The organism is Nonomuraea sp. B5E05 (genome assembly GCF_039880665.1).
GTDB lineage: Bacteria > Actinomycetota > Actinomycetes > Streptosporangiales > Streptosporangiaceae > Nonomuraea.
In genome coordinates this window covers 198,587-223,972 of the sequence record NZ_JBDPMJ010000012.1, presented here as the reverse complement: position 1 = coordinate 223,972, position 25,386 = coordinate 198,587, and the positions used below count along the sequence as shown (strand labels likewise).

22 protein-coding genes are annotated in these 25,386 nt (G+C 70.0%); 9 read left to right on the top strand and 13 right to left on the bottom strand.

The window, feature by feature from the left end:
- Window positions 1-406: 406 nt before the first annotated feature.
- Together ABGB01_RS23750 and ABGB01_RS23745 are read right to left on the bottom strand one after the other, a co-directional pair.
- Window positions 407-688 (bottom strand): hypothetical protein, encoded by a 282-nt coding sequence (locus ABGB01_RS23750; protein ID WP_347775738.1) that lies wholly within the window; start codon window positions 686-688, stop codon window positions 407-409.
- 61 nt (window positions 689-749) lie between these two features.
- Entirely contained in the window at window positions 750-1,922 is a 1,173-nt protein-coding gene (locus tag ABGB01_RS23745; protein WP_347775737.1) for an SGNH/GDSL hydrolase family protein, read from the bottom strand.
- A 302-nt stretch (window positions 1,923-2,224) separates the two neighbouring features.
- Here ABGB01_RS23745 and ABGB01_RS23740 point away from each other — a divergent pair, with 302 nt between their 5' ends.
- From ABGB01_RS23740 to ABGB01_RS23715, 6 genes are all read left to right on the top strand, one after another.
- Complete coding sequence (locus tag ABGB01_RS23740; protein ID WP_347775736.1) at window positions 2,225-3,010, top strand: GntR family transcriptional regulator; 786 nt, start codon at window positions 2,225-2,227, stop codon at window positions 3,008-3,010.
- Between the two features lie 131 nt (window positions 3,011-3,141).
- The gene (locus tag ABGB01_RS23735) at window positions 3,142-4,179 is read left to right on the top strand and encodes an ABC transporter substrate-binding protein (protein ID WP_347775735.1); all 1,038 of its coding nucleotides are present in this window, start codon (window positions 3,142-3,144) and stop codon (window positions 4,177-4,179) included.
- 86 nt (window positions 4,180-4,265) lie between these two features.
- Window positions 4,266-5,906 carry an iron ABC transporter permease gene (locus ABGB01_RS23730; protein ID WP_347775734.1) on the top strand — a complete coding sequence of 547 codons (1,641 nt, stop codon included), beginning with the start codon at window positions 4,266-4,268 and terminating at the stop codon, window positions 5,904-5,906.
- A gap of 20 nt (window positions 5,907-5,926) precedes the next feature.
- Window positions 5,927-7,066: an ABC transporter ATP-binding protein gene (locus ABGB01_RS23725; protein ID WP_347775733.1), complete on the top strand. Its 1,140-nt coding sequence runs from the start codon at window positions 5,927-5,929 to the stop codon at window positions 7,064-7,066.
- Window positions 7,067-7,070: 4 nt separating this feature from the next.
- Entirely contained in the window at window positions 7,071-7,877 is an 807-nt protein-coding gene (locus ABGB01_RS23720) for a phosphatase (RefSeq protein WP_347775732.1), read from the top strand.
- 29 nt (window positions 7,878-7,906) lie between these two features.
- Window positions 7,907-10,177 (top strand): phosphodiester glycosidase family protein, encoded by a 2,271-nt coding sequence (locus tag ABGB01_RS23715; protein WP_347775777.1) that lies wholly within the window; start codon window positions 7,907-7,909, stop codon window positions 10,175-10,177.
- Between the two features lie 188 nt (window positions 10,178-10,365).
- Here ABGB01_RS23715 and ABGB01_RS23710 read toward each other — a convergent pair whose 3' ends face one another.
- From ABGB01_RS23710 to ABGB01_RS23685, 6 genes are all read right to left on the bottom strand, one after another.
- Window positions 10,366-11,061 carry an NAD(P)H-binding protein gene (locus ABGB01_RS23710; RefSeq protein ID WP_347775731.1) on the bottom strand — a complete coding sequence of 232 codons (696 nt, stop codon included), beginning with the start codon at window positions 11,059-11,061 and terminating at the stop codon, window positions 10,366-10,368.
- 146 nt (window positions 11,062-11,207) lie between these two features.
- Complete coding sequence (locus ABGB01_RS23705) at window positions 11,208-12,131, bottom strand: RNA polymerase sigma-70 factor (protein WP_347775776.1); 924 nt, start codon at window positions 12,129-12,131, stop codon at window positions 11,208-11,210.
- A gap of 276 nt (window positions 12,132-12,407) precedes the next feature.
- The gene (locus tag ABGB01_RS23700) at window positions 12,408-13,175 is read right to left on the bottom strand and encodes an SDR family NAD(P)-dependent oxidoreductase (protein ID WP_347775730.1); all 768 of its coding nucleotides are present in this window, start codon (window positions 13,173-13,175) and stop codon (window positions 12,408-12,410) included.
- A 296-nt stretch (window positions 13,176-13,471) separates the two neighbouring features.
- Window positions 13,472-14,134, bottom strand: coding sequence for a hypothetical protein (locus ABGB01_RS23695; protein ID WP_347775729.1), 663 nt, complete (start codon window positions 14,132-14,134; stop codon window positions 13,472-13,474).
- A 347-nt stretch (window positions 14,135-14,481) separates the two neighbouring features.
- Window positions 14,482-15,321 carry an alpha/beta fold hydrolase gene (locus ABGB01_RS23690; RefSeq protein ID WP_347775728.1) on the bottom strand — a complete coding sequence of 280 codons (840 nt, stop codon included), beginning with the start codon at window positions 15,319-15,321 and terminating at the stop codon, window positions 14,482-14,484.
- 26 nt (window positions 15,322-15,347) lie between these two features.
- Window positions 15,348-15,590 carry a hypothetical protein gene (locus tag ABGB01_RS23685; protein WP_347775727.1) on the bottom strand — a complete coding sequence of 81 codons (243 nt, stop codon included), beginning with the start codon at window positions 15,588-15,590 and terminating at the stop codon, window positions 15,348-15,350.
- Window positions 15,591-15,776: 186 nt separating this feature from the next.
- On the opposite strand from ABGB01_RS23685, the gene ABGB01_RS23680 reads away from it, so the two are divergent.
- The gene (locus ABGB01_RS23680; protein ID WP_347775726.1) at window positions 15,777-17,882 is read left to right on the top strand and encodes a molybdopterin-dependent oxidoreductase; all 2,106 of its coding nucleotides are present in this window, start codon (window positions 15,777-15,779) and stop codon (window positions 17,880-17,882) included.
- Window positions 17,879-18,481, top strand: a complete 603-nt coding sequence (locus tag ABGB01_RS23675; protein WP_347775725.1) for a TetR family transcriptional regulator — start codon at window positions 17,879-17,881, stop codon at window positions 18,479-18,481. The genes ABGB01_RS23680 and ABGB01_RS23675 overlap by 4 nt, the downstream gene beginning before the upstream one ends.
- Here ABGB01_RS23675 and ABGB01_RS23670 read toward each other — a convergent pair.
- Entirely contained in the window at window positions 18,459-19,550 is a 1,092-nt protein-coding gene (locus tag ABGB01_RS23670) for a kelch repeat-containing protein (RefSeq protein ID WP_347775724.1), read from the bottom strand. The genes ABGB01_RS23675 and ABGB01_RS23670 overlap by 23 nt on opposite strands.
- 559 nt (window positions 19,551-20,109) lie before the next feature.
- On the opposite strand from ABGB01_RS23670, the gene ABGB01_RS23665 reads away from it, so the two are divergent.
- Window positions 20,110-20,913 (top strand): helix-turn-helix transcriptional regulator, encoded by an 804-nt coding sequence (locus ABGB01_RS23665; protein WP_347775723.1) that lies wholly within the window; start codon window positions 20,110-20,112, stop codon window positions 20,911-20,913.
- A 152-nt stretch (window positions 20,914-21,065) separates the two neighbouring features.
- Here ABGB01_RS23665 and ABGB01_RS23660 read toward each other — a convergent pair whose 3' ends face one another.
- The 4 genes from ABGB01_RS23660 to ABGB01_RS23645 form a co-directional block, all read right to left on the bottom strand.
- Window positions 21,066-21,410, bottom strand: a complete 345-nt coding sequence (locus tag ABGB01_RS23660) for an HAD hydrolase-like protein (protein WP_347775722.1) — start codon at window positions 21,408-21,410, stop codon at window positions 21,066-21,068.
- Window positions 21,411-21,497: 87 nt separating this feature from the next.
- A complete protein-coding gene (locus ABGB01_RS23655) occupies window positions 21,498-21,848 on the bottom strand; it encodes a peptidase inhibitor family I36 protein (RefSeq protein WP_347775775.1) in 351 nt (116 codons plus the stop codon).
- Between the two features lie 108 nt (window positions 21,849-21,956).
- Window positions 21,957-23,030 carry a helix-turn-helix domain-containing protein gene (locus tag ABGB01_RS23650; protein WP_347775721.1) on the bottom strand — a complete coding sequence of 358 codons (1,074 nt, stop codon included), beginning with the start codon at window positions 23,028-23,030 and terminating at the stop codon, window positions 21,957-21,959.
- Window positions 23,031-23,571: 541 nt separating this feature from the next.
- On the bottom strand, window positions 23,572-24,900 hold the full coding sequence (locus ABGB01_RS23645; RefSeq protein WP_347775720.1) for a ricin-type beta-trefoil lectin domain protein: 1,329 nt from the start codon (window positions 24,898-24,900) through the stop codon (window positions 23,572-23,574).
- Between the last annotated feature and the right edge of the window lie 486 nt (window positions 24,901-25,386).

Below are 25,386 nucleotides of genomic sequence, written 5' to 3'. Positions count from 1 at the left end.
CGAGCCGCCCCGCTGCGTCCCCGTCTCGGGCCCGATCACCGATCCCGAGCGGGCACCTCCAGCGTTTGCCCGGCGTGTTCACCCGACCCCGTGCCCGCCCCCCTTGGCGGGCGGCGGGCAGGGGGTCGGCCCACCGAAGCAGCCCACAAGGCGTGGTGACGGTTGTCCATCCCGTCAAGGCTCGTGGTGAAACTGCGGACGACCGACGCCTCCAAGGTCGCCATCGAGTTCGGGTGCGAATTCGCGCTGGAGTCCGGCAAGTTGGTCGCGTGGCCTTCCTCACCAGCGCCGAGCAGCACGGGAGACGACCCGTGCTGCTGTCGCCGGAGCTGGAGGCCGGCGACCGGATGTGGGCCTACGGCCATCCCGACGGGCTGTTCCGGGCGGGTCAGCCCGCCACGTTCGTCTACGAGGGATCCTCCCGGCGCTCGCCCGGCTCCCGGCTGGAGCTTCCCAGGTTACGCGGGACCCCGGTGACAGGAGGCTTCAGCGGCAGTCCTGTGGTGAACCTTCGCACCGGCGCGATCTGCGGCATACTGTCCACCTCGCTCAGCGCCGACTTCCTGCTCCGGCAGGACACCGACGCGCTGGTCGTGGGCGGACCGGGTGCCGGGAAGTCCTGCCTGCTGCGCATGTTCGTGACCACCCGGTCGGCGACGGTCTTGATCTTGCGGCGGACGGTCGCCACCTCGGGCAGCGCCCCGGTCTCGGCGAGGGTGCGTTTGATGAGGCCGGCAAATGAGTCCGTCTCACTTGTTGTTCAGGATCGGGCGCAGGACCTTCTCGTACGCGTTGGCGTACGTGACCATGCCCAGGTCGCTCGGGTGCGATCCGTCGACCAGTTCCTCCGCCGGCGGGAGTTCGTCGGCCTTGAGGTACCAGAGGTGCTTGACGCCGGAGGTGCGCAGGTTCCTGTACGCCGTGTGGAGGGCGGCCGCGTTCTGGGCGTTGCGATCCCGGCGGAATTGGACGAACTGGCCGTCCCCGTACCGGCGGTCCTCGACGAGCAGGATGGGCGTGTCCGGGCGCGCCTCGCGCAGGATGCCTACGAAGGGTTCGGCGCGTTCGGAGATCTGCTGCGGATTCATGTTGGGGGAGCTGTCGACCACGTAGACCGACGCCTCGAGCTCGGTCATCAGCTCGGCGATCTCGGGCTCCATTCTCGCGTTGCCGGAGAATCCGAGGTTGATGGCGGGCATGTCGAAGCGGCGGCCCAGGAGCGCCGTGATGGACATGCCGGGCCGGGACGCCACGCCGCCCTGCATGATCGAGCTGCCGTAGAAGACGGCGGGTGCGGTGGTGCGCGGTGCGACCCCGACGAACGACGCGCCGGCCTCGACGCCGATCTGGAGATGTTGCGGGCCGTTGTACAGCGGTAGGTAGGCGGTGTAGAGGCGCTCTCCGGGGTCGACCGCGAGGCCCATCTGCTGGTCGATGGTCTGCGCCGTCGGGTGCGTGTTGGCCAGCCAGGCGTCCTGGCCGGCTTCGGTGCGCGCGTACAGGTCCACGCCGCTGTGGCCGATGGCCGGCATGTGGTACATCGCGGTGGTGGCCAGGTTGAGCCGGTAGCGGGCTCGGAAGATCGTGGAGTCGGACACGAACCGGGTCGAGAGCCCGGCGGAGTGCCGGCTCCGCACCCAGACCTCAGGGGTCACGACGGCTTCGGCCCTGGCCGGCAGCCGGTCGTAGAAGGCCGCCGTGTCGGACCAGCCCTTGCCCTCGACACCCCACTGGGACACGTCGTACCAGGCGATGTCGCCCTCGATGGTGGGCGTCACCTCGACGAACTCCGTGGGCCACGTCGCGGCCCGTTGCGGGGTGGCGTGGGCCGGGGTGGGTAACAGGCCGGGTATCGCGAGGGCGGCTCCGCCGGCGCCGGCGAGTCCGAGGAGGTGACGGCGATTGACCATGTGGTTTCCCATCGGTGCTCCCTTGTCGATCGATGTTTCTCAGGGCTCAGGCCGAACGGGGAAGGCGCTGCTCGAGGCAGGGTGGTCATGCGTCGGCCCTGATGCGACGATGATCGGACCCGGCCTGACGGTCGCGGCCAGCCGTGGGACGGAGGAGTGGCGGCGCGTCGGCGCTCCGCCATGGTTCACCGGGAGGTCATGATTACTCGGTGACTTTATGAGCTGGTATACAAGTCGTCAATACCAATTCGTGGCCATGGCGTAAAATACGGGAGAAGCGCGGGTGCCGCCGTGAAGGGCTGGAGGGGGTGGACGTGAGCGACGCAGACGCTCGTCGCGGACGCAAGCACAACATGGTCCGGGAGCGGATCATGAGCCTGCTCGAGGACCTCAACGTGGGTGATCCGATCCCGCCGGAGCGGGTGCTGGAAGAGGACTGCGGGGTCTCCAGGCTCACGGTGCGGCGCGCCGTCGACGACCTGGTCAGGGATGGTCACCTCATCCGCAGGCAGGGCAGCGGGACCTACGTCGCGCGGCCCACGATCATGCAGTCGCCGGCGGCGTCGTCGTTCTCGATGGGTCTGCGCCGGCGGGGGATCACGCCGTCGACCCGCGTCGTCGGGGTGGAGCGCTCGGATGCGGGCGTCCGCCTGAGCTGGCGGCTCCAGATCGCGCCCTCCGACGCGATCGTGACCGTACGACGACTGCGACTGGCCGACGGCGATCCGATCGCGATCGCCACCACGACGTTGCCGGACGCCCTGGTCCCGGGCCTGCCTGCCGAAGAACTGGAGGAGAAGTCCCTCTACCGGCTGCTCTCCGATCAGTACGGGCTGAAGGTGGCCTCGGGGACGCAGACCATCGAACCGACGGTGCTCAGCCCGGAGGAGTCCGCGGTGCTCGATGCGCCGCCCTACTCTCCCGCGTTCCTGTTCCGGACCGCGACCCGCACGTCGGACGGCGTTCCCATCGAGTTCACCCGGACGTTGTTCAGGGGCGACCGGTACATGATCACATCGGAGCTGGACCTGACGGCCACCCCGGAAGAGGACCTCGGGCACCCCCGCGGGGTGACGCACACCGCGACGTCCCTGGGGTGACGACCGCCCTCCGGCGCCTGCAATTGGTGTACAAGAGGTATTGACATCAAAGGCCTCAGATATCACCATTTCGTGCATCGTGACCTTGCGCTCCTCTCTCTGCGGGCGTATCGATCCGAAGGCGGTCACTCATGCGCACACCCCTGTTACGCGTCGCCGCAGGCGCGCTCTCTCTCGCACTCCTCATGCTCGGGCCGGCGGCCTGCGGATCCGGCGGCGACGATGACGCCGCGTCCGCGTCCGGCGGCTCGGTGACGTGGTACACGCCGATGCCCGAGGAACCCGCTCGACGGCTGGCCGAGGCGTACGAGGCCGAATCGGGGATCGAGGTCGAGGTGCTGCGGCAGAGCGCCGGCGAACTCCTGGCGAGGCTGAAGGCCGAGGCCGGCCGTCCGGCGGCCGACGTGATCGGCCTGGCCAGCGGAGATGCCGGCCCGCTGGCCAAAGAGAAGCTGATCCGGTCCTACAAGTCCACTGTCGCGGGCGTCGACCAGCGGTTCGTCGATCCGGCCGGCTACTGGCACGCCAACGAGCTGATCCTGATGACCGTCGGCGTCAACGCCGACCGGTGGAAGGAGGAGACCGGCGGAGCCCCGCTCCCGAAGACGTGGGACGAACTGCTCCGCCCGGACCTGAAGGGCCAGCTCGTCATGCCGAACCCGACGCTGTCCGGGACCGGATACACGTTCGTGGCGACGCAGTTCTTCCGCCACGGGAACGACGCGGCCGCGTGGAAATTCCTCGACTCCTTCCACGAACTGGTCGGCCAGTACACCGACAGCGGGGGAGCGCCGTCACAACTGGTCGCCACCGGCGAGTACGCGGCCGGCGTGTCCTTCGCCCATGACCTGCTCAACGTGCGCGGGGCCGGGTTCCCCATCGAACTCGTCTACCCCAAGCCCACCGGCGTCGTCATCTCCGGCAACGCGCTCGTCGAGGGGTCGCCGAACCCCCAGGGAGCCGAGAAGTTCATCCAGTGGCTCCAGGGCAGGAAGGCGTCCCAGATGATCGTCGACCTGGTCCACTCGTATCCCGTGCGGAACGACGTCGACCTCCCCGAAGGCGCGCGAGGTCTCGCCGACCTCGACCTCGTGGACTACGATCCGGTGCGCGCCGGCGAGATGCGCGACGCGGTGTCGCGGGAGTTCGCCAAGCGGTACGGGGTCTGATCGCCGTGCCCTCGACGACCCGACGGACCGGCTCCGCAGTCCCGGAACCGCGCCCGCGGACGGAGCGGGAGCCGGGCTCCGGGCACGTGACCCGTCCGGACTGGCAGCGGCGCAGCCGCAGGCGTCTCCTGGCTGACCGGATCACGGTCGGCACCCTCGCGGTCTACGTCGGCGGCCTGCTCGTCCTCCTCGTCCTGGTGCCGACGATGGCCATGTTGTTCGAGCCCGACGGCGAGGCCTGGCGCAGGCTCGCCGAGCCGCGCGTGGCGCAGGCGGCGAAGAACACCGTCGTCATCGGCGTGGCCTCGACGCTGAGCGCCACCGTGGTCGGCTTCCTGTTCGCCTACGCCCTCAGCCGGCCCGACCTCAGGGGCCGGGCCGTGCTGCGGGTGATGGCCCTCCTCCCGCTGATCTCACCGCCGTTCGTCGTCGGTCTCGCGGTGTTGCTGCTGTTCGGGCGGCGGGGTCTGATCACGCACGAGCTGCTGGGGCTGGACGTCAGCCTCCTGGGCCTCGGCGGTCTCTGGCTCGTCCAGACGCTGGCCTTCTTCCCCATGGCCACGCTGACGCTGCTGCCGACGCTGAAGAACATCGGCTCCACCCTGGAGTGGGCCGGCCGGGACCTCGGCTGGACATGGTTCCAGACCTTCCGCCGGGTCACGCTGCCCCTGGCGTTCCCCACGATCCTGAACGCGCTGCTCCTCGTCGGCATGTTCGTCATCACCGACTTCGGCAACCCCGTCCTCATCGGCGCCGGATACCAGGTTCTCTCGGTCGAAGCCTACGTGCAGGCCGTGGGCAGGCAGGACTTCGGCATGGCGGCGGTGCTGTGCGTGCTGCTGTTCGTGCCGACGCTGATCCTCTTCCTGATCCAGCGCCGGGTCCTGTCGCGGCGCTCCGCGGTGACCGTGTCCGGGAAGACCGGGAGCCTGCCTCCGGCGCCGCTCCCCCCGATGGTGCGGCGCGGGCTCCTCACCGTCCTGGGCATGGTCAGCGCCCTGATGATCCTCATCTACGGGAGCATCCTGGCCGGCTCGTTCACCCGGGCGTGGGGCGCGGACTGGAGCCTCACGCTGGACCACTGGCGGACGGCTCTCCTGCGCGGGGACGACATCCGCAACTCGGCGCTGTTCTCCGCCACGGCGGCGATCATCACGACGATCAGCACCCTGGTCGCCGCCTACGTCGTGCACCGCACGAAGGTCGTCGGCCGTGGCGTGATGGACGGGCTCGCGGTGCTGCCGTCGGCGATCCCCGGGACGATGATCGGCATCTCGTGGCTGCTCACGTTCAACGAGGCGCCGCTCGCTCTGACCGGAACCGCGCTGATCCTGGTGCTGGTCATGGCGGTCCGGGCCCTCCCGGTCGGCTACCGGACCGCCGTGACCACGATCAACCAGATCAGCCCGTCGATCGACGAGGCCGCCACCGACCTCGGTGCCTCGCGGGCCCGGGTCATCGTCCAGATCATGTTCCCCCTGCTGGGTGGCGCGTTCACCACGTCGCTCGTGTTCGGGTTCCTCCACGCGATCAACACGCTGAGTGCCGTGATCTTCCTGACGTCGCCGGGAATCGGCCTGGGCGCCCCCACCATCGTCAACCTCGCCGAGTTCGGCCAGTGGGGCGCCGCGACCGGCGTCGCGGCCGGCCTGATGGTGGTCAGCTTCGCCGGACTCGCCGTCGCGAAGCTCGCCCTCGGCTCCCGGCTGCGGCTCTACGACCTGTGACACCTGCTGATGGAGATTCCATGATCGAACTGAAGGCCCTGTGCAAGTCGTTCGACGGGGTGCCGGCCGTCCGTGACCTCGACCTCGTCGTCGGCCGCGGCGAGTTCCTCTGCCTCCTCGGCTCCAGCGGGTGTGGCAAGAGCACCACGCTGCGGATGATCGCCGGCTTCGTCCAGCCCGACAGCGGGACCGTGCTCATCGACGGCGTCGACGTGTCCGGCTTCGGCCCGGATGCGCGGCCGACGTCCATGGTGTTCCAGGACTACGCGATCTTTCCGCACCTCACCGTCGCGGAGAACATCGAGTTCGGGTTGAAGGCCCAGAAACTCGCCAGGGACGAGCGGGCACGTCGCACCGAGGAGGCGCTCGAACTGGTCGGCCTCACGGGTTTGGGCGGCCGGCGACCGAACGAGCTCTCCGGTGGGCAGCAACAGCGCGTCGCCGTCGCCCGGTCGCTGGCGATCCGGCCGTCGGTGCTCCTCATGGACGAGCCGCTGTCCAACCTCGACGCGAAGACCCGCATCCAGTTGCGCACCCAGCTCCGCGAGATCCAGCGCGACACCGCGACGACGATCGTCTACGTCACCCACGATCAGGAGGAGGCGCTGGCCCTCGGCGACCGGATCGCCGTCATGAGGGACGGCTCACTCGAACAGCTCGGCAGCGGTCACGAGATCTATCTGGCCCCGTCCAACGGATACGTCGCCGACTTCGTCGGCATCACGAACTGGCTGGTGGGGGAGTTCGCCGGCGAGTCGACTGAGTCGTGGGAGGTCACCGTCGCCGGAGCGGCACTCCCGGCGACGCCCGCGAGCGCGTCGCCCCCCGTCTCCCGCGGCTCGCTCGTCGACGTGTCGGTACGCCCTGAGGACGTGTCCCTCACCGAGGAGGGCGGGGACCGGTCCGCCCCCGCCGAACGAGCGCTCCGCGGCGTCGTCCGCGACGTCCAGTTCCTCGGCCCGGTCGTCCGCACCTATGTCGACGTCGACGGCTCGGTCGTGATCGTGCATTCGGCTCAGGGCGGCTGGTCCCCCGGAGCGACCGTCCGGCTGACCATCGGGGACGGCGCTGCGCGGGCGTTCCCCCGGACCGAGGGGGCCTGGCGCCCACCGGCGGCTGCCGCCCGGCCCGAGAGCGCCGTCGCGACCGCGGCGAGCTGACGGCATGCGCACCGCACACGGAGAGGCGGACCTGCGCGAGTTGCTCGTCGAGCGGAGCCTGTCCGGCAACATCCGGACCACCCGCCGGCAGTCGCTGGCGTACGCCCTCAAGATGCTCGCAGGAGATCCCGACAACACCTTCGGGCTGCAGGACTGGCGTACGGCGACCGTCGACGAGGTCGTGGCCGCCGTCGACGCCGGCATCGGCGACCGCATCACGCACGGCGATCCGCACCTGGGGTACATCGCGCCGGAGAACACGCTGGCCGGCATCCGGGCCCACGCTGACGCCCTGGCTCCTTTCCTGCGCGACGGCGGCGGCGCGGTGCTGCTGGCGACCGGGCACCCGACCGGGCTGCTGGACCACTACGCCGAGCTGGCGCGCGCTCTGCGGATCGCGGGCAACCGGATCGTACGCGTTCTCGACGACCACCGTCTCGACCTCGCCGTCGGCGTCCACTCCGCCGGTGAGTCGGGGATCCGGTTCTTCGGCGGAGCCGGGTGCGCCTTCCAGGACGAGGCGATCCTCCACACCCACCGGCCCGAGTACATGGAAGCCATGATCGCCGCGGCGGCCGATGACGGTGTACGGATCGATCTCGTCATCGCCGACCACGGCATGGCCGGCGCGGCGATCGCCGCAGGCCTGAACACGCTGTCGATAGCCGACGCCAACGACATCGCCCTGTTCCTGGCGCGGTCCCGGGGACGGCACGACCCCGTACTGCCGATCGAGGACAACTTCACGCCCGCCGAGTTCGCCCCGGTGACCGAGTTCATGCTCCGGCGCGCAGCCGGCATTGCTGTTTGAGGAGGATGGTTATGTCTCGTCACGGTTTGATGCGATGGAGAGTCCCCTCCGCCCTGTTATCGGCGGCTCTCGCCCTTGTCCTGACGGGCCCGGCGTACGCGCGGACGGAGGCGCCCGCCGTCGCGGCCACGCTCGACTCGCCGCGGACCACCGGCCGCGCCGAGACGTACCGCGAGACCAGGCCGGTCGCTCCGGGGGTCGAGCTGAGCACGGTCGAACTGCACGGGCCGGACGGTGCCACCGGAGAGACGGGCTGGCTGCAGACGTACCAGATGTCCGTGGACCTGACGTCCGGCGTGCAGATCGGCCGGCTGTTTCCCGGTCAGGTCGCCGCGCGACGTCCGCTCCTCGACATGGCGCGGGAAGCGGGCGCCGTCGCCGCGGTGAACGCGGACTACTTCGACATCTCCGGATCCGGCGCGCCGTGGGGTGTGGCCATCCAGGACGGCGAGCTCCTGCAGTCGCCCCTGCCCAACACGAAGGCGACGCTGACGGACCAGACCGCGGTGATGTTCTCCGGGGACCAGGTGGGCGCCATCGGTGAGATCGTCTTCGAGGGGACCATCGAGCTGCCCGGTGGCCGGACCGTCCCCTTGGACGCGCTGAACAAGGCGGAACTGCTCAAGGACCAGATCGGGATGTTCACCCCGGTATGGGGCACGTACTGCCGCTGCCATCCGGTCAAGGGCGTCGAGCGGACCATCGAGGTGGTCGTACGCGACGGCGTCGTGGCCGAGGTGGCCGACGTCCCCCGAGAGGGCGCGATCGCCGACGACACGTTCGTGCTGGTGGGCCGGGAGGCCGGTGCGGAGGCGCTGTCCTCGTTGCGGGCCGGCGACCCGGTCTCCGTCGACTACGACGTACGCGCTCCTGGCGACATGAAGGTCAAGGCGGCCATGAGCGGCCGTCAGCTCCTCGTCGCGGACGGCGAGCCGCTCGAACTTCCGGCGGCGAACAACACGCCGGAGCCGCGCACCGCCGTCGGCTTCTCCGCGGACGGGACCAAGATGTGGCTGGTCGCGGTGGACGGCCGCCGGCCCGAGTTCTCCCGTGGCATCGGGCTGAACGAGCTGGCGCGGATGATGGTCGACCTGGGCGCGCACAGCGCGCTGAACCTGGACGGCGGGGGCTCGACGACGCTCGTCGCGCGCGACCCCGGCCAGGAGGACGCCGAACTCGTCAACCGGCCGTCCGACGCCGCGGGCACCCGTCCTGTGCCCACCGGGCTGGCCATGTTCCTTCCCGAGGGCAGCGGTAGGACCACGGGCTTCTGGGTGAGCACGGCGACGGAACGCGACCGGTTCCCGGGTCCGGATCCGGCCGCGTCATGGCGTACCGAGCGGGTCTTCCCCGGGCTGACCCGCGCGCTGAGGGCGGACGCGTTCGACGAGACGTACGGTCCCGCCGATCCGCCCGGCAAGGCCAAGCCACAGTGGCGGGTCGCGGACAACAGGATCGGCCGGGTGGACCGCGACGGTGTGTTCCGCGCGCTGTCGCCGGGTGAGACGACCGTGACGGCCAAGCGGGGCAAGGCCACGGGGGACATCGAGCTGACCGTGCTGGGTGAGCTGGCCCGGCTGGAGACCGGCTCCGGCCGGCTCAACCTCCTCGAAAAGGGTGCCAAGGGGACCTTCGAGGTCAACGGCTCGGACTCGGCCGGGTACGCGGCCCCCATCGATCCCGCCGACGTCACCCTCACCTATGACGACGCCGCGCTGGACGTGACCGCGGACGGCACCGGAGCGTTCACCGTCACCGCCCGTGCCGACGACGGCGAGCACGTCGTCACGGTGTCCGCCGGCGGCGTGACGACCGAGCTGATCGTGGGCATCGGGACGTCCCAGGGCGTGGTGGACACATTCGATGACACGTCGAACTGGGACTTCTGGAGCCTGCGCGCGACCGGAAGCGTCTCATCCACCCCGGACGGCCACGACGGCAACGCGCTGAAGCTGGACTACGACTTCACCCAGAGCACCGAGACGCGCGGCGTCGGCATCTGGCCGGCCGCCAACCTCCTTCCGGTGGCCGGCGAACCGACGGCGTTCAAGCTCTGGGTGAAAGCGGAAGGACACGTCCACCGGACGCGCCTGGAGGTCGTCGACCGCAACGGGACCTTGCACACGATCGAGCCCGCCTTCATCACCGAACCGGGCTGGCAGCAGGTCACCTATGACGTGCCGGACACCATGGCCTATCCGGTGAGCCTGCGCCGGATCTTCTTCAACGAACTCGATCCGGACGCCGGCTACGTCGGCACCCTGGTCCTGGACGAACTGACCGCCGTGGTCGCGAGCTGATTCCGAGCCACGACCAAGGAGGCGTCGCCGATCCCGCACGGTACCGGCGACGCCTCCTTGGCCGTCCCGGATGTTCGTGACATCGATCTGTGTGAAGTCCCGTTGCCCTGACGTGTCGCGATTCGGAAGGGGTTCCACGCTCCTTCTCGATCGCATGGAGTGCGCGCCGGAACGCCGAGAGGGCCGGCTCAGGTCCTGGCGAGCGCTTCGCGGCGGATCCACTGGACCAAGGTGGGGTTGTCGGCGGTGGTGATGACGCTGACGGTGGTGCGGACATGGCGGTCGTCGTCCAGCAGAGCCAGGATGCCGGCGGCCAGGTCCACGCGGGCGGTGAACCTGCCGTCGGCGTGGCCCTCGACAAGGGTGTAGTCGGTGACCGACGGCAGGTGGTAGAGCCCGCTCGGGCGCACGATCGTCCAGTCCAGATCGCTGGCCCGGACCAGCGTTTCCATCCGCCGCATATCGTCGTACAGCGTCTTGCCCAGCACCCGCGTCACGTAGGGCAGAAGTACCCGGTTGAACAGGAACCCGCCATCGGAATAGGGGCGCGGGTCGACCCCGCTTGAACTGACCACGGCAAGGCGACGCACCCGATGCCGTTTCATCGCGGCGATGATGTTGGCCACTCCGCGTGAGTAGGTGTTGATCGGCTCCTTGCCGGCGGGCACGCCGAGCGTCGACAGCACCGCATCCCGATCGGCCACGGCTGCGTCGACGGCCTCCGGATCGAGCACGTCGGCACCGACCACCTCCAGCCGATCATGGTGCAGCGGAAACGAGTCCGGCTGCCGGGTGACTGCGGCGACCTGGTGTCCGGCGGCGAGTGCCTGGCCGGTGAGCAGGCGGCCGGTGAGACCATTGGCTCCGAAGACGGTGGTACGCATGACACGGTCCTTTCCTGGTGATACGCCGCTGGCGAACGGCCCGGGACGCTGTGCGTAGCGGGCCAAGGGCCTGCGCCCACGCCGGCAGCTCGTCGACCAGCCTGTGCACCTGCGCCACAGGGCCGCAGCGCAGTCGGCTCTTGCGGTCAGTCCGATCCCCGGCGAGCCTGCTGCGTTTCGCGCAGGACTGCCCAGCCATCCGCCACGGGGCCCACATGCCCGAGCTTGTCGGGGTTGCTCACCGTGCGGATCGCCTGGATCTGCCCGTCGAGGATGTCGAGCGTCCAGGTGTTGATGACCTTGCCGTCGCTGTCGCGGAAGATCGCGCCTGGCTGGCCGTTCACCTGGCGTGGTTCCACGATGCCGCCGATCCTGGCGAACGGGGGGAGCAGGGCGGCGAGCAGCCGGGCCACGTGGTCGGCGCCGAAGAAGCCTCCGGCCCACTGCGGGCCCTTGCTGCCGCTGTCGGCGACCATCTGCACGTCGGCGGCGAGCAGCTCTCGCAGCCCGTCGAGGTCTCCTTCGGTCAAGGCGTCGAAGAACCGCATCGCCAGTGCCTCGCGTTCGCGCCGGTCGGCTTCGAACCGGGGCCGGCCCTCGTTCATGTGGCGGCGGGCCCGCACCACCAGCTGACGGCAGGCCGCCTCCGAGCGGCCCACCGCCGAGGCGATCTCGCCGAAGCCGAACCCGAACACCTCCCGGAGCACGAACACCGCGCGTTCCAGCGGGGACAGGCGTTCCAGCAACACCAGGGCCGCCATCGACACCGAGTCGGCCAGCTCGGCCGAGCGCTCGGGGTCCTGGTAGGGGTCGGTCAGCAGCGGCTCGGGGAACCATGGCCCGACATATTCTTCGCGCCGGACGCGGGCCGAGCGCAGCACGTTGATCGAGATGCGGGTGACCACGGCGGACAGGAACGCCTTGGCCGAGATGGGTTGTGCGGAGGAGACCTCCCAGCGCAGCCAGGTCTCCTGGACGGCGTCCTCGGCCTCGGTCACGCTGCCCAAAATCCGGTAGGCGATCGAGAACAGCAGCGGGCGCAGCTCCTCGAACTCCTCGGCCCCGGTCACGCCGGCTCTTTTGTGCAGCCCTGCCGCCAGGGGGTAGCGCAGCTGCCGGCCGAGCTCCCGCTCGGCTTCATCCTTGGCGAACCCGCGTCTCCCGGTCATCACCACCGCCTGATCCCCGGCCGGCAGCCGGGCCGGCCGCACCGGGACCCGTGTCGGCCGCTTCGCCCCCGCGCACGCTGCCACACGGCGGTGGGCCGACGTCGCTGTTCTCGCATGTTGTTCCTCATCTCCTGCTGTTCAGCGGGGTTGCTCTCGTGTCGTGGTCCGCTACCGCCGTCACCAGGGCAGCGGGCCGTCCGCGCTGAAAAACCCGGCGGTCTGCCCGTCGGCGCCCAGCGTGGCCACGCGCACCACGACCGCGGCGCCCTGCGCGGGGGTGAGAAACCCAGTGTGGTTGTTGGCGTCCGTGCCGACGAAGCCGGGGGCGGCGGCGTTGACGAGAATGCCGTCCTTGCGCAGTTCGTTGGCGTACTGCACGGTCAGCGCGTTCAGCGCGCTCTTGGAGGGCGTGTACGCGGCCGACGGCAGCAGTGCCGCGAAAGGGCCATCCGGGTCACTGGTCATGGTCAGCGACCCGGCGTGACTGCTGACGTTGACGATGCGCGGCGCCGGAGACCGCCGCAGCAGCGGCAGCATGGCGTTGGTCACCGAGATCACCCCGAAGACGTTGGTCTCGAACACCGCCCGGACCATGCCCAGGTCCACGGAGCTTGGGATCTGATCGGTGGCGTCCTCGGGCGAAACCTGCCCGGAGCCGGTGATGCCGGCGTTGTTGATCAGCACGTCGAGGTGACCGAAGCGCTCCTCAATCCACCTCGCGGCCTCCTGGACGGTGGCCGGGTCGGTGACATCCAAGGCGACCGCGTACGCGTCACCGTCCGCCGCGCGCAGCGCCGCGGCAGCCTCCTCGCCGCACCGCGGGTCTCTGGCGCCGACCAGGACCGTCATACCCAGCGCGGCGAACTGCTCGGCGACCGCACGGCCGATCCCCTTGTTCGCCCCGGTGACCAGCGCGATCCTCTGGGGTGTGGTCTGCTCGCTCATGATCGGCTCCTTGCCATGGGCGGGTGCGTTCTTCTCGAACCTGTCCTCACAACCCGAGACAAGGCAGCCCCGCTGGCTGTGACATGGGAGGAAGAACAATCGGGAGAACTTCGCCGCGAAGAGGACAGGGCCGTTAAGTTGTCAGCCTTCGCCAGGCCCAGCCGCGGCCGCCGCCGGACGCTCGCCAACCACACTGCTCCGGCGTCCGCGTTCACCCACGTGACCGGCAGCGGCGCGCGCCTTCCCCACGGAACCGGGGTCGGTCACATCGAGAACGACACCGGCTGAGCCGGGCCCTAAGGGGCCGGCGGCTGTCGTCTTACCGTCTGATCAGGGCGCCGACATTGAGTACGAAGCCGGAGTCCGGGCCGGCTTGGTGCACGACGCCGTTCATGATCGACGCTTGTTGCTTCCCATCGCCCGCCACCTGCCAGAAGCCCATGGTGATGGTCTTGCCGGAGCCAGGGATCGGCCGGAGCGTACTTCCACTGGCCGGCGAATCGCTTCGCCACCTTGGCCGGCGGCTCCTCCTTGGCCTTCGTACGGGCCCCTCGCTTCAGGACGAAGTCGAACTCGCCGCGCCGATTGTGGCTCACGCCAACGATGGTCTCCCTTTCGTGCCGGCCCGAGACCGTCACCGACCAGTTGGTGATGGTATAGCCGGATTTGATCACTTGGTTCTCACAGGACTGGCCGGGCGGATCGAGCTGGAGAGAGTCCCGCCGGGCCGTGAACCGCCACGTGCAGCCCCGGTCCGTTCGCCCCACAACCTTTCCGCCGGGTTCCTTCGAGAACACGATCCGGCCGATCTGCGGGATCTGCCAGGTCGAGCCGGGCGGAGCCAGCGGATTGGCGCTGTCACAGCCCGGTCGTGTGTCCGGGCACGTGAGTTGCGCGATGTTCCTCATGGTGTCGCGGTCCGGCTGGTCGTAGTTCCACGTGCCCAGGTACTTGTCCACCGGTCGTGTACGAACGCCACAAGGTCTGCTTGTGGAAGGCACGGGTGGGCGGCTCGGCCGCTGACGCGGGGGAGGTGGTGATCATCAGGCCCAGCACTGGTGTAGCAACACATGGACGGTCCGTCTGGCTCCACTCATCAGCGCGGTCTCCTCCTTGATCTTTGCTCCTTGGTCCTGCCTGACGTGCCGCCGGCCGCTCGCGGACATCGGCCTTCACCACCGCCGCCTGAGCTTCGCACCGAAGACGTGCTCCTGCGTGCGAGCCCCTCCTAAGAGCCGCCGAACCTAGTGGAATGTGACGGACATCTCAGCTGCGATCGTATTCCGATGAGCGGCGAGGGCGACGTTCAGTGGCCGAGCGGGATGATGACGTCGGCCAGCTCGCCGGGCATGGAGAGGAATGGCGAGTGGGAGGCGTCGAGCGTGACGACGGAGGTCGGGTTGTCCGGAAACGCCGCGTCGGCCTCGGAAATGAACTTCGCCTGCACGCCTGGCCGGATGGCCATGTCCCGCGTGCAGACGATGTACGTGCGCTGAACCGATCCCCAGCCGTCGTGAGTCAGGGTGGTGGTACCCAGCATGATGCCGATCGGGCCGTCGGGCGTCAGCAGGCCGGTGGCGGCGTCGGCGAGGACCGGGTCCACGTCACCGTAGAACGCCTCGTGAAGCCGCTGCCGGTAGGCCGCGTCGTCCGTGGCGAAGTCGAGTCGCAGCGCGCCTGTCCGGGCCGGGTCGCCCTGCAACAACGGCGCGACCATGTCATCGGCGGCCTCCGGAAGCTGCGTGTACGCCGCCGCAGGCACGCCTGATGCCGGCATGTACGCGGACAGGTACACCGCGTGCGCGACCAGTTCGGGTGTCTGCTGGGCCGTTCGCGTCAGTACCGGACCGGCCGCGCTGTGGGCGACCACCGTGACCGGCTCACCACCGCCGATCCGCTTGATCTGCGAAGTCAGCAACTCGGCCGCATCGTCGAGACTCACGTCCGCCACGGGCGAAACCTCGGTGCTGACCGCCTCGCGGTCGTACGGCTGCGCGGTGAACCACCGAGGACGGCGGGCATACAGCCCGTGCCCCGCCATGTCCACCGCAACGGCCAGGCGCCCGGCGGCCGCCACATGGGGGACGACTTCGCTCCAGCACCAGGAGCCGTGCCAGAAACCGTGAACTAACACCAGCGTGGACATGAATGCTCCCTGGGACGACGCATGTGTCAAGGCTCATGGGCGGCCTCGTGATTCATACTGCATGCATCGTGCGGGCCATGGAAGATCGGCGTCGCGGCCGGGTCCGTCCGGCTCGTACGGTTTGCGGCGTGGGCGGTGAGGGCGCCGGACGCGCAGATGATGCCGAGTCCGAACAGCGTGTACCGGGCCGCGTCGAGCGTCGAGTCGCCGCCCAGGTTGATCAGCATCCCGGCCACTGCTGTGCCGAACGCGATCGCCAGGCTCGTCATGGTGGCGATCCCGGCCGCGGCCCGTCCGCCCTGGTCGGACCGCTCGCCGGGCTGACCGTTCTGGGCGCGTGCGCCGCCTGCTCCTGGCGCACGCTGACGTCCATGCGCGAGCCGGGAAACGAAGGAAGCCGCAGGTGACCGAGGTGAATGCTACGCCTGTAGCGAGAGGGTGCTACAAATGTAGCCATGACGGACGCGATCACCCGGCCCGGTCGGTGCACCCTGTGCGAGGCGATGTGCGCTCTGCGTGTCACCATGTCCGGCGATCAGGTCCTCGACATCCGCGGCGACGAGGACGATCCGCTGTCGGCCGGGCATGTCTGCCCCAAGGCGATCGCCCTGGCCGACCTCCAGGACGACCCCGACCGGCTGCGCTCGCCGCTGCGGCGTACCGCGGACGGCTGGCGGGACATCTCCTGGGAGGAGGCGTTCGACCTGGTCGCGGGGGAACTCGCGCGGATCCGGCGGCGGCACGGCGCCGACGCGGTCGCGATCTATCTCGGCAACCCCGTCACCCACAGCCTGGGGGCCATGACGCATGCCCCGGCGTTCGCGAGCCTGCTCGGGACGCGGAACCGGTTCTCCGCGAGCTCGGTTGACCAGCTGCCCCACCAGGTGGTGGCCCGGCTGCTGTACGGCAACCAGTGGTTGCTCCCGGTCCCCGACATCGACCGCACCTCGTACTTCCTGGTCTTCGGCGCGAATCCGGCCGTCTCCAACGGCAGCCTGATGACGGCGCCGGGCATGGGACGCAGGATCCGGGCGCTGCTGGCGCGGGGCGGCAGAATGGTGCTGTTCGATCCGCGCAGGACCGAGACCGCCAGGCTCGGCGGTGAGCACCACTTCGTCCGGCCGGGCACCGATGCCGCCCTGATCCTCGGCATGGTACGCGCCATCCTGGACGAAGGGCCGACCAGGCCCGCCGCGTACGTGGACGGGCTCGACGAGGTCCGCGACGTCCTTGAGCCCTTCACACCCGATCGGGTCGAGGCCGTCACCGGCGTGGAACCAGGCACGGTGCGGCGGGTGGCGGGGGAGTTCGCCGCCGCGCCCGCCGCCGCCTGCTACGGCAGGATGGGCGTGTCCACGCAGCGGTTCGGCACGCTGTGCCAGTGGGGCATCCAGCTTCTCAACATCGTCACCGGCAACCTCGACCGGCCCGGCGGCACGATGTTCACCCGGCCCGCCGTTGACCCCGTCAGGACCAGACAGATCGACCCGGGACACCAGGGCAGGTGGCGCAGCCGGGTACGCGGCCTGCCCGAGTTCGGCGGCGAGCTGCCCGTCGCGGCGCTCGCGGAGGAGATCCGCACGCCCGGGACCGGGCAGGTGCGCGGCCTGGTCACCGTGGCGGGTAATCCCGTGCTGTCCACGCCCGCCGGGCCCGCCCTGGACGAGGCGCTGGCCGGACTGGACTTCATGGTGTCCGTCGACTTCTACGTCAACGAGACGACGCGGCACGCCGACGTGATCCTCCCGCCCACGGGCCCGCTCGAACGCGACCACTACGACCTGGTCTTCCACCTGCTCGCCGTCCGCAACACCGCCCGCTACGTGCCCGCCGTCCTCCCCAAGCCGCCCGGCGCCCGCCACGACTGGGAGATCCTCCGCGAACTGGGGCGCAGGTACGGCCGGCTGGCGCGGCCCGGCGCGTGGCGTTCTGCTGTCATGCTGAGGATGCGGCCGGAACGCGTCGTGGACCTGGGCCTTCGCACCGGCCCGTACCATCTGTCGCTGGCCCGGCTGCGGCGCCTGCCCCAGGGAGCGGACCTCGGCGAGCTACGACCCTGCCTGCCCCGGCGCCTCCAGACCCCGCGCCGGCGGGTACGCGCCGCCCCCTCGGTCCTGCTGGCGGCGGCCGCGAACGCGGTACCGGAGCTGCTGCGACCGCCCGAGCCCGGCACCCTGCTCCTGATCGGGCGCAGGCACCTGCGGAGCAACAACTCGTGGATGCACAACTCCGGCCGCCTGATGAAGGGCACGCCACGCCACCACCTGCTGATGAACCCCGACGACATGGCGGCGCGCGGGCTGGGCGAGGGCGACCTCGTGAGCGTGCGCTCACGTGCGGGCGCGCTGACGGTCGAGGCGAGCGCGAGCGACGACGTCATGCCCGGCACGGTGAGCCTGCCGCACGGGTACGGCCACAACCTGCCCGGGGTCCGGTTGTCGCTCGCCCGCCAGGTGCGCGGCTCCAGCGTCAACGCTCTCACCGATCCTGCCTGCCTCGACCAGGTCAGCGGTACGGCCGTGCTCAACGGGGTGCCGGTCACCGTGGAGCGGTTCCGGTGAGGACGCGCAGGCAGCGAGTGGTGGACGCCGCCCTCGAGGTGATCGCCGAGCAGGGCCTGCGAGGTCTGACGCATCGTGCCGTCGACGCGCGGGCCGGACTGCCGCCCGGGAGCGCGAGCAGCTGCTTCCGTACGCGGCGGGCGCTGCTCGAAGGGGTGCTGGAGCGCATGCTGGAGCTGGACGAGATGGCGCTCGTCCAGCTCCCGGCCGACGCGTGGAGCAGCAGGGCCCAGGCCACGGCCACGATGGTCGGCCTGCTCGAGCACTGGCTGGGCCCGGCCAGGACGCGGACCCGCGCCAGGATGCAGCTGTACCTCGACGCCGGGGACGGCGCTCTGCTGCGCGCGGAACTCGACGCGGCCGGCGAGCGGTTCGTCCGGATGGCCGCGGACGGCATGCAGGCGGTGGGCGTGCCGGATGCCGGACGTGCGGCGCGCATGCTGGTGGCGCAGCTCGACGGCGTGCTCTTCGACGCCCTGGCCCGCCCTCGCCCCGAAAAGGACGGCGACGCCTGGCTGAGGCATGCCGCCGACACCATCATGCGCGGTGTCACGATGGCAGGATCGTGCTCGTCTCCTACGAGGCCGCCTGACGCCTGACGGCCGCCGGCCGGTAGGCGTCGTTGACGTCCACGGGGGCCGCGCCGCCCGCGGTGCCGCCGCCGGGGATGTAGATCGTGCCGGCCACCGCGACGGCGGCGGTCCCGTGCCGGGGGACCGCCATCGGCGCCAGGCGCACCCAGCGGTCGCGCGCCGTGTCGTACGCCTCGGCCTCGGCGAAGACCATGTTCGGGTTCGTCCCGTCGTGCCATCCCTCGCCGCCGAACGTGTAGATCTTGCCGCCCACGGCCGCGGCGGCGATCCCGCCCCGGGCCGTCGGCATCGGCGCCCGCTCCGACCAGCGTCGCGAGCGCAGGTCGAGCGCGTACACGGTGTCGCGCACGTTGACCTGTCCCCGGTCGCGGCCGCCGAGCACGTAGAAGGTGCCGCCGACGATGGTGCCGCCGACGTGGTCGCGCGCCTGCGGCAGGCTCGGCAGCCTCTCCCACCGGCCGGTCACGACGTCGTACGACGACACGAGGTCCACCGTGTCCTGCAGGCCGCCGGGGCCGGGCGTCAGCGTGCGCATGCCGCCCGCGAGATAGATCTTCGTCCCGCGTACGCCCATCGCGGCGCTCCCCCGCTCCATGCCGGCGGGCATCGGCGGCAACGGCGTCCACCGGTCGGTACGCGGGTCGTACACGAAGCTGTCACGCAGGGCCTGCCACGACGCGCCGCCGGACAGCCCGCCGAGCACGTAGATCCGGCCATCGACCGTCGCCACGTTGGGATGGTTCATCACGACGGGCAGCGGGGCCGCCTCCGACCAGGTGTCGCGCCGGGTGTCGTAGACCTCCACCCGCCCGGTGGTGACGACGCCGCCGGCCGGGTCGGGGACGATGCCGCCGAGGACGTAGACCCGGTGGCCGAGCGCGGCGACGCTGTGCTCTTGTCGGGGCCCGCCGCCGATCGCCGCCCGCGACTGCCACCCCTTCCCGTAGGTGGGATCGGCCGCCGCAGGCGTCGCGCCCGGTGTCGTGGGTGTCGGGTGGTCGGGGTGCGCGTGCGCGGGCAGGCTGGGGCTCGCCGCCAGGACCGCGCCGAGGAGTAGGGCGATACGGCGTCTCATGTTTCTCCTTGCCTTCGTTGGTACGGGGTCTTCGGTGGTCCAGGGAGTAAAGGGGTGCGGCCGCCGTCGCGGCACGAGCACGAGCTTGCCGGTGACCGCCCCGCCCGCGATGACCTCGTGCGCCTTGGCGGCCTCCGCCAGCGACAGCACCTGGGTGCACGGTGAGCCGCCCTTCCACGACAAGTGCCGTCAGCCGGGGGAGGCCGGGAGCGGATCTCGGCGATCTCGAGCACGCCGGGCCCGCCGAGGGCGCGCTGGGTGATGACACGCATGAAGAGATCTCCTGGGGTGGGTAGCGGGTTCCCGTCCACCGGCCCGTGGAGGCGGGTACCGTCCACGCTCGCCCGGAGCCCGCCCGCCGGCCAGGGCTGAGTTCACCCAGGGGTTGTCATCCCCTGGCTACGACCGGCTGCCAGGGGTCACGATGGAGAGGTGAACCTCCGCGATCTCGCCGCGTTCCTGAAGACTCGCCGCGCCCGCGTCCGGCCGGCCGACGTCGGCCTGCCCGACGGCCCCCGGCGCCGGGTGCCCGGGCTGCGCCGGGAGGAGGTCGCGCCGGGTGCCCGGGCTGCGCCGGGAGGAGGTCGCGCAGCTCGCGGGCTTGTCGGCGGACTACTACACCGAGCTGGAGCGCGGGCGCGGCGCCCAGCCGTCGGCACAGACGCTGGCCGCGCTCGCCCGCGCGCTGCGGCTGGAGGGCGACGAGCGCGACCACCTGTTCCATCTCGCGGGCCGGCCTGTCCCGGCGGCGCACGGCCCGACCGCGCACGTCCAGCCAGCCATGCTGGCCATGCTGGACCGGCTGGCCACGACGCCCGCGATGATCATCACTGACCTGCACGAGACCCTGGTACAGAACGACCTGGCAGCCGCGCTGATCGGCCGGCACCCGATGAGGCGCGGCCCGGAGGCCAGCTACGCCTACCGCTGGTTCACCGACCCCGCCGCCCGCGCGCTCTACCCGCCGGACGAGCACCCGCACCATTCCCGGGTCTTCGTGTCCGACCTGCGGGCGGTCGCCGCCCGGCGCGGCCGCGACGCCCACGTGGCACGGATGGTGGCCGCGCTGCGGCGGCGCAGCGCCGAGTTCGCCGCCCTGTGGGACGCCCATGACGTGGCGCTGCGCCGGGCCGACCACAAGCGCCTGGTCCACCCGGCGCTGGGGATCATCGAGGTGGACTGCCACAGCCTGTTCAGCGAGGACGGCCGCCAGCGCCTGCTGTGGTTCACCGCGCCGCCCGGCAGCCAGGGTGCGGCCCAGCTGGAGTTGCTGTCCGTCATAGGCACCCAGGACATGAGCCTCGACGCGACGGAAGCGAACCGCAGCGGTCCTGATGTGGGCGTGGACACGCCGACCGGATGATCGGCGGCCGCGTCGCCGGCGGGCCGTGCGCCTACGGCGCCTGGTCGCCCGGGAGACGCGCTCGGCTCCGTCGCCGGACGATCAAGGACTGCGCCTGCTGAATCGCGGGTCACGAAAAGCGCGGCGAGACGGCACTCGACCAGGGGGTGAGGTCAGCCGCCGACCACCTCGACTGCCGCGGCAACAAGATCATCGACCACGGAGCAGGCAGGAGTGTCGCCCCAGGCTTGCTCCGCGGCCCGCCCGTCGCCGGTGCGCACCAGAATCGGCCGAACGCCGGCGGCTCGTGCGGCCGCGGTGTCCGATAACCGGTCGCCGATCAGATAGCTCTTGGACAGGTCGAGGTTCAGCTCGGCGGCCGCGCGTCTGATCATGGCCGGGCTGGGCTTGGGTGCGTCACCCACGTTGTACCGATCGGAAATCGCGTGTTCCCCGGCTACCGGACTGCTGTAGATCGCATCGACGGTGACGCCTTCGTCGGCCAACAGCTCAGACATTCGATCATGCACCTCGTCCAGGGTTCCCGGCTCCGCGTAGCCGTTTCCGGCCCCGGCCGCCCGTCCGCAGAGTCCTCCTCAACCCGATCAGAGTCCTCCCAGACCCGAGCCGTCGAAACCGAGGTTGCGTATGCCTTTTCCTGGCGCCAAGATCATGTTCGCCCCTGAGCACCAGTACCCGCCGCCTGCGGCTCCATCGGCGAAGTTCCAGATCCGGGCGTACCGGATCCCGTTCGCGTTGTTGAAAATGGAGTTGGTATGCCCGACCTTCACGCACTGTCCTGAGGGAACTGGCGCCGTCCACCACATCGAGCCCTTGTAGTCGCGTGCGGACCAGCCACAGACATAACCCGTGGGGCAACCTGAGGGTGCTGCGTCGGCAGCGCCGGCTGCGGTGACGTCTGCTCCGATGAGGGCCGTGGACAGTACGCCGATCATGGCCACGCTGGTCCACCTGGGCATGGTGAGTCTCATCTGTCTTCTCCGTTCCGCTGTTGGCCTGTCCGATCGGCCTTGGACCCCCGGACGGACGCGATCCTTCTGGCGTCAACGGTGTCGAGCGCTCGTGATCACGTCATGGGATGACCTCTCAACTGAGGATGCAAGGCGGAGGCCGGGCTCGTCTTGCGGGTCAGCGCACACTTGTATCGACTGCGTGCACTGCTGGCGGAACTGGCGCGGCGACCAGCCGTAGGCGTTGCGGAAGGCCTGGCTGAAATGCGCGGGATTGACGAAACCCCATCGGGCGGCGATCGAGCTGATCGGGTGGGCGGCCAGGCGGGGGTCGGCCAGGTCGCGCTGGCACCGCTGCAACCGGCGTGCACGGATCCAGCCGGCGACGGTGTGTCCTTCGGTGCGGAACAGCTTGTGCAGATAGCGAAGAGAGATGTGGTGTGCCGCGGCGATCACGTCCGGGGCCAGGTGCGCCTCGCCGAGGTTCTGCTCGATGAAGGCGTGGATTCCGGCCAGCAGCGCACGCTTCCTGGTGTGCGGTGGCACCGCGCTGCGGGCGTCCAGCGCGCCGGCCAGCGCCGCGGTCAGCACGTCGAGCGTGAGGGCCGACAGCCGGGCGGTGTCGGAGGGTGTCAGTTCATGCATGTGCCGAGCCAACTGCAGCATGAAGTGCGAGGACAGGGCGCCGATCCCCTGGGCGCCCGAGATGGGGACCATGGTCAGGCGTCGCAGGTCCCGAGGGGGCAACGGCAACAACGAGCGCGGGAAATAGAGGACCAGCATCTGCGTCGCCGCGATGTCCGGCGCCATCTCGGCCTGGTAGGGGCGGGAGGTGTCATACAGGACCAGGTCCCCGGCCCGGAAGACGGACTCCCGATCGCCTTGTGGCGTCATCACACCGTGACCGCGCACGATGCAGGCGATTTTGTACATCTCTGGGTCCATCTGGCGGATGTGCTTGGGGGTGCGACGTAACGTGTAGGGCGTTGTGGTCGCCAGGGCCGTCTGGACCGGGCCCAGCGCGCTGCTACTGATCGACGCCTGGAATCGGCTCTCCAGGTGAGGTGCGCAGCGCGCCTCGTAGGGCACCCAGGTCTTGGAGCTCACCGCACGCCAGAAGGCGAACCCCTCGTCCGCCGGAACCTCGGCAGTGCTGACCACGTCCATGACGCCTCCTCCGTGTCGGCAGCCGTCCGTCACGGCCCATCCTCGGCGGTCGGCCTCATGTCGTCGTCGTCCGCTCGGCGTGGATGCCTGTAGCCCTGTCGGAGTACAGGGGGCGCACTGCCCGGGATCGCCGTACACACGTGCGGTGTCGCCTGCCCGTTGAGTTGAGGCATTGATGTGCCCGTGACCTGCGGTGCCTCAGAAGAACTGGCAGACGCAGAGGATGCTTCCCGCGCACCAGCGCCGGACCCGGACAGCCGGGCTCAGGTCATGGGCACGAACTCGGGTGGATGTGGTGGGCACGAGCGAACCACCTACAACGAACGTTCGCGCCCTCCAGCACGCGCATGAAGGCACGTGACCATTCAGGCAGGTCCGGCCAGCCGCGACAGGAGACCATCGCGCCGTCCACCACGTCGGGGGCGTCCACGAAGGTCGCACCGGCCATCCACGTGCATTTTCATGTACATAGGGCGGAAATGGCAACCGCCGCCGGAAGCCTCGCCCGCGTGCGGCGATGGCGCGTGGCCGTCACGGGTTGTCAGGCGCGGGTCCACTTCTGGTTGGCGCCCCCGTGGCAGCTCCAGATCTGCAGCCTGGTGCCGTTGGCGGTGCCGGCGCCGCTGACGTCGAGGCACTTGTTCGCGCCGACGGCGGTGATGCTGCCGTCGGCGTTGAGACGCCACTTCTGGTTGTTCTGGCCGTTGCAGTCCCAGATGATCACCGCGGTGCCGTCCGCCGTGCCCGCCCCGTTCACGTCCAGGCACTTGCCGCCGTAGACGCGCAGCTCACCCGCACTGGTGGAGGTCCACTGCTGGTTGGCCTGCCCGTTGCAGTCCCAGATCTGCGCCGGAGCGCCGTTGGCCTGCGAGGCGCCGTCGACGTCCAGGCACCGGCCCGACCCCGCACCCCGCAGCGCGCTCGTGTCCGGCGGATTCGGATCGCCGCCTCCCAGCTGCGTGAAGAAATCCCAGACCACTGGTCTGGTCCAGGAATTCTCGCCGGGTTCGAAGTCGCCAGGCCTCCCATCCACGGGGCCGGGGGTGTGGCCCGCGTCGAACGCCGCCCACGCGACCGGATACCCCGTCCGGCATCCCGAGTAGTAGGTGACGATGTGCGTCAGGCTGCCCTGTGCGGGCTCCGGCGGGTTCTGGGGCGTGCAACCGTTGTTCCTGACGAACCTGTCACGTAGCGACCGGCCCGCGGAGATGTTGAGCACCGGATCCCTGAGGCCGTGCAGTCCGATGTACGCGACGGGCTCCGTGCCGCCGCTGCACCCGCTGAGCTGCGCGCCGGCGTAAACCGCCACCGCGCGGAAGACCGTCGCCCGGGCGCATGCGAGCGCGTAGCTCATGCCGCCGCCGTAGCTGAAGCCCAGGGCGAAGCGTTGTGAGGTGTCCACACAGAGGTCGGCCTCGATCTTCCGGATCATGTCGTCGACGAAGGTGACGTCCTCACCGCCCGAGTTGGCCCAGCCGTTGTTCAGGCCCTGGGGCGCGACGAAGATCGCGGTGTTGTTCGACAACGCTCTGAGCCCGTAGTAGGACCACGGATAGCCACTGGTTCCGCCCGAGTCGACGTCGTTGGCGGTGCCGCCGTTCCAGTGGAATCCAAAGATCAGTCGGTAGGGGGTTGTGTTGTTGTAGTTGTCTGGAATTCTGAGGATGAAGTTGCGATTCTTACCGCTCGTGGTAATCGGATGAGTGCCGCTGCTGAGCGTCGGGGTTCTGCCGCATCCCGCGGTGGGTTCGAGAGCGCTCTGTTTCGCGGCCGACGGGGTCGCGCTGTCGCCCAGCGCCGTCTGCCCTGTGGGAACGACGAGCAGTGCCGCCGATGCGATAGCTGTGAAGAGGAACCTGAGCCTCGACATCACGCACATTCCTTTGCTGTTCTCGTGGTGACACACGTGAAGGGGAAGTTACTGCCGTCACCTTGAGGGCGTCGGTGGCCGGAGTTTCTGCTCTCTTATGCGGTGACACCGAACCGACCTGGCGCGCGCCATTTTCTGCCGATCGGGAACCGCCGACACCGGCGCGCATTCGACGATGGGTCGAACTTCGTGATGTTAGCGTTAACTCAACGCCGCAGTAATCGGTTCTCCTGTTCTTTCGGGCGGCTGAGGGGGATGGCGTAGAGGAGCAAATATGGCCGTGACAAGACCTGTCAAGGGCCGGCACGCTCGACGTTGCGGGCTCTCGCCCGAGAGGTCCCGTTCGCTCCTCCGCCTGACCAGGACAAGCGGGCGCGTCCACCGCTGATCTGTCGCGATGAAACTTTCAGATCGTTCCGAGTGCCCGGGGGTGAGCCGGCCGGCGGGCTGAAGCTCGCCACGCAGGCCCCACGCCCGCCAGTGGCG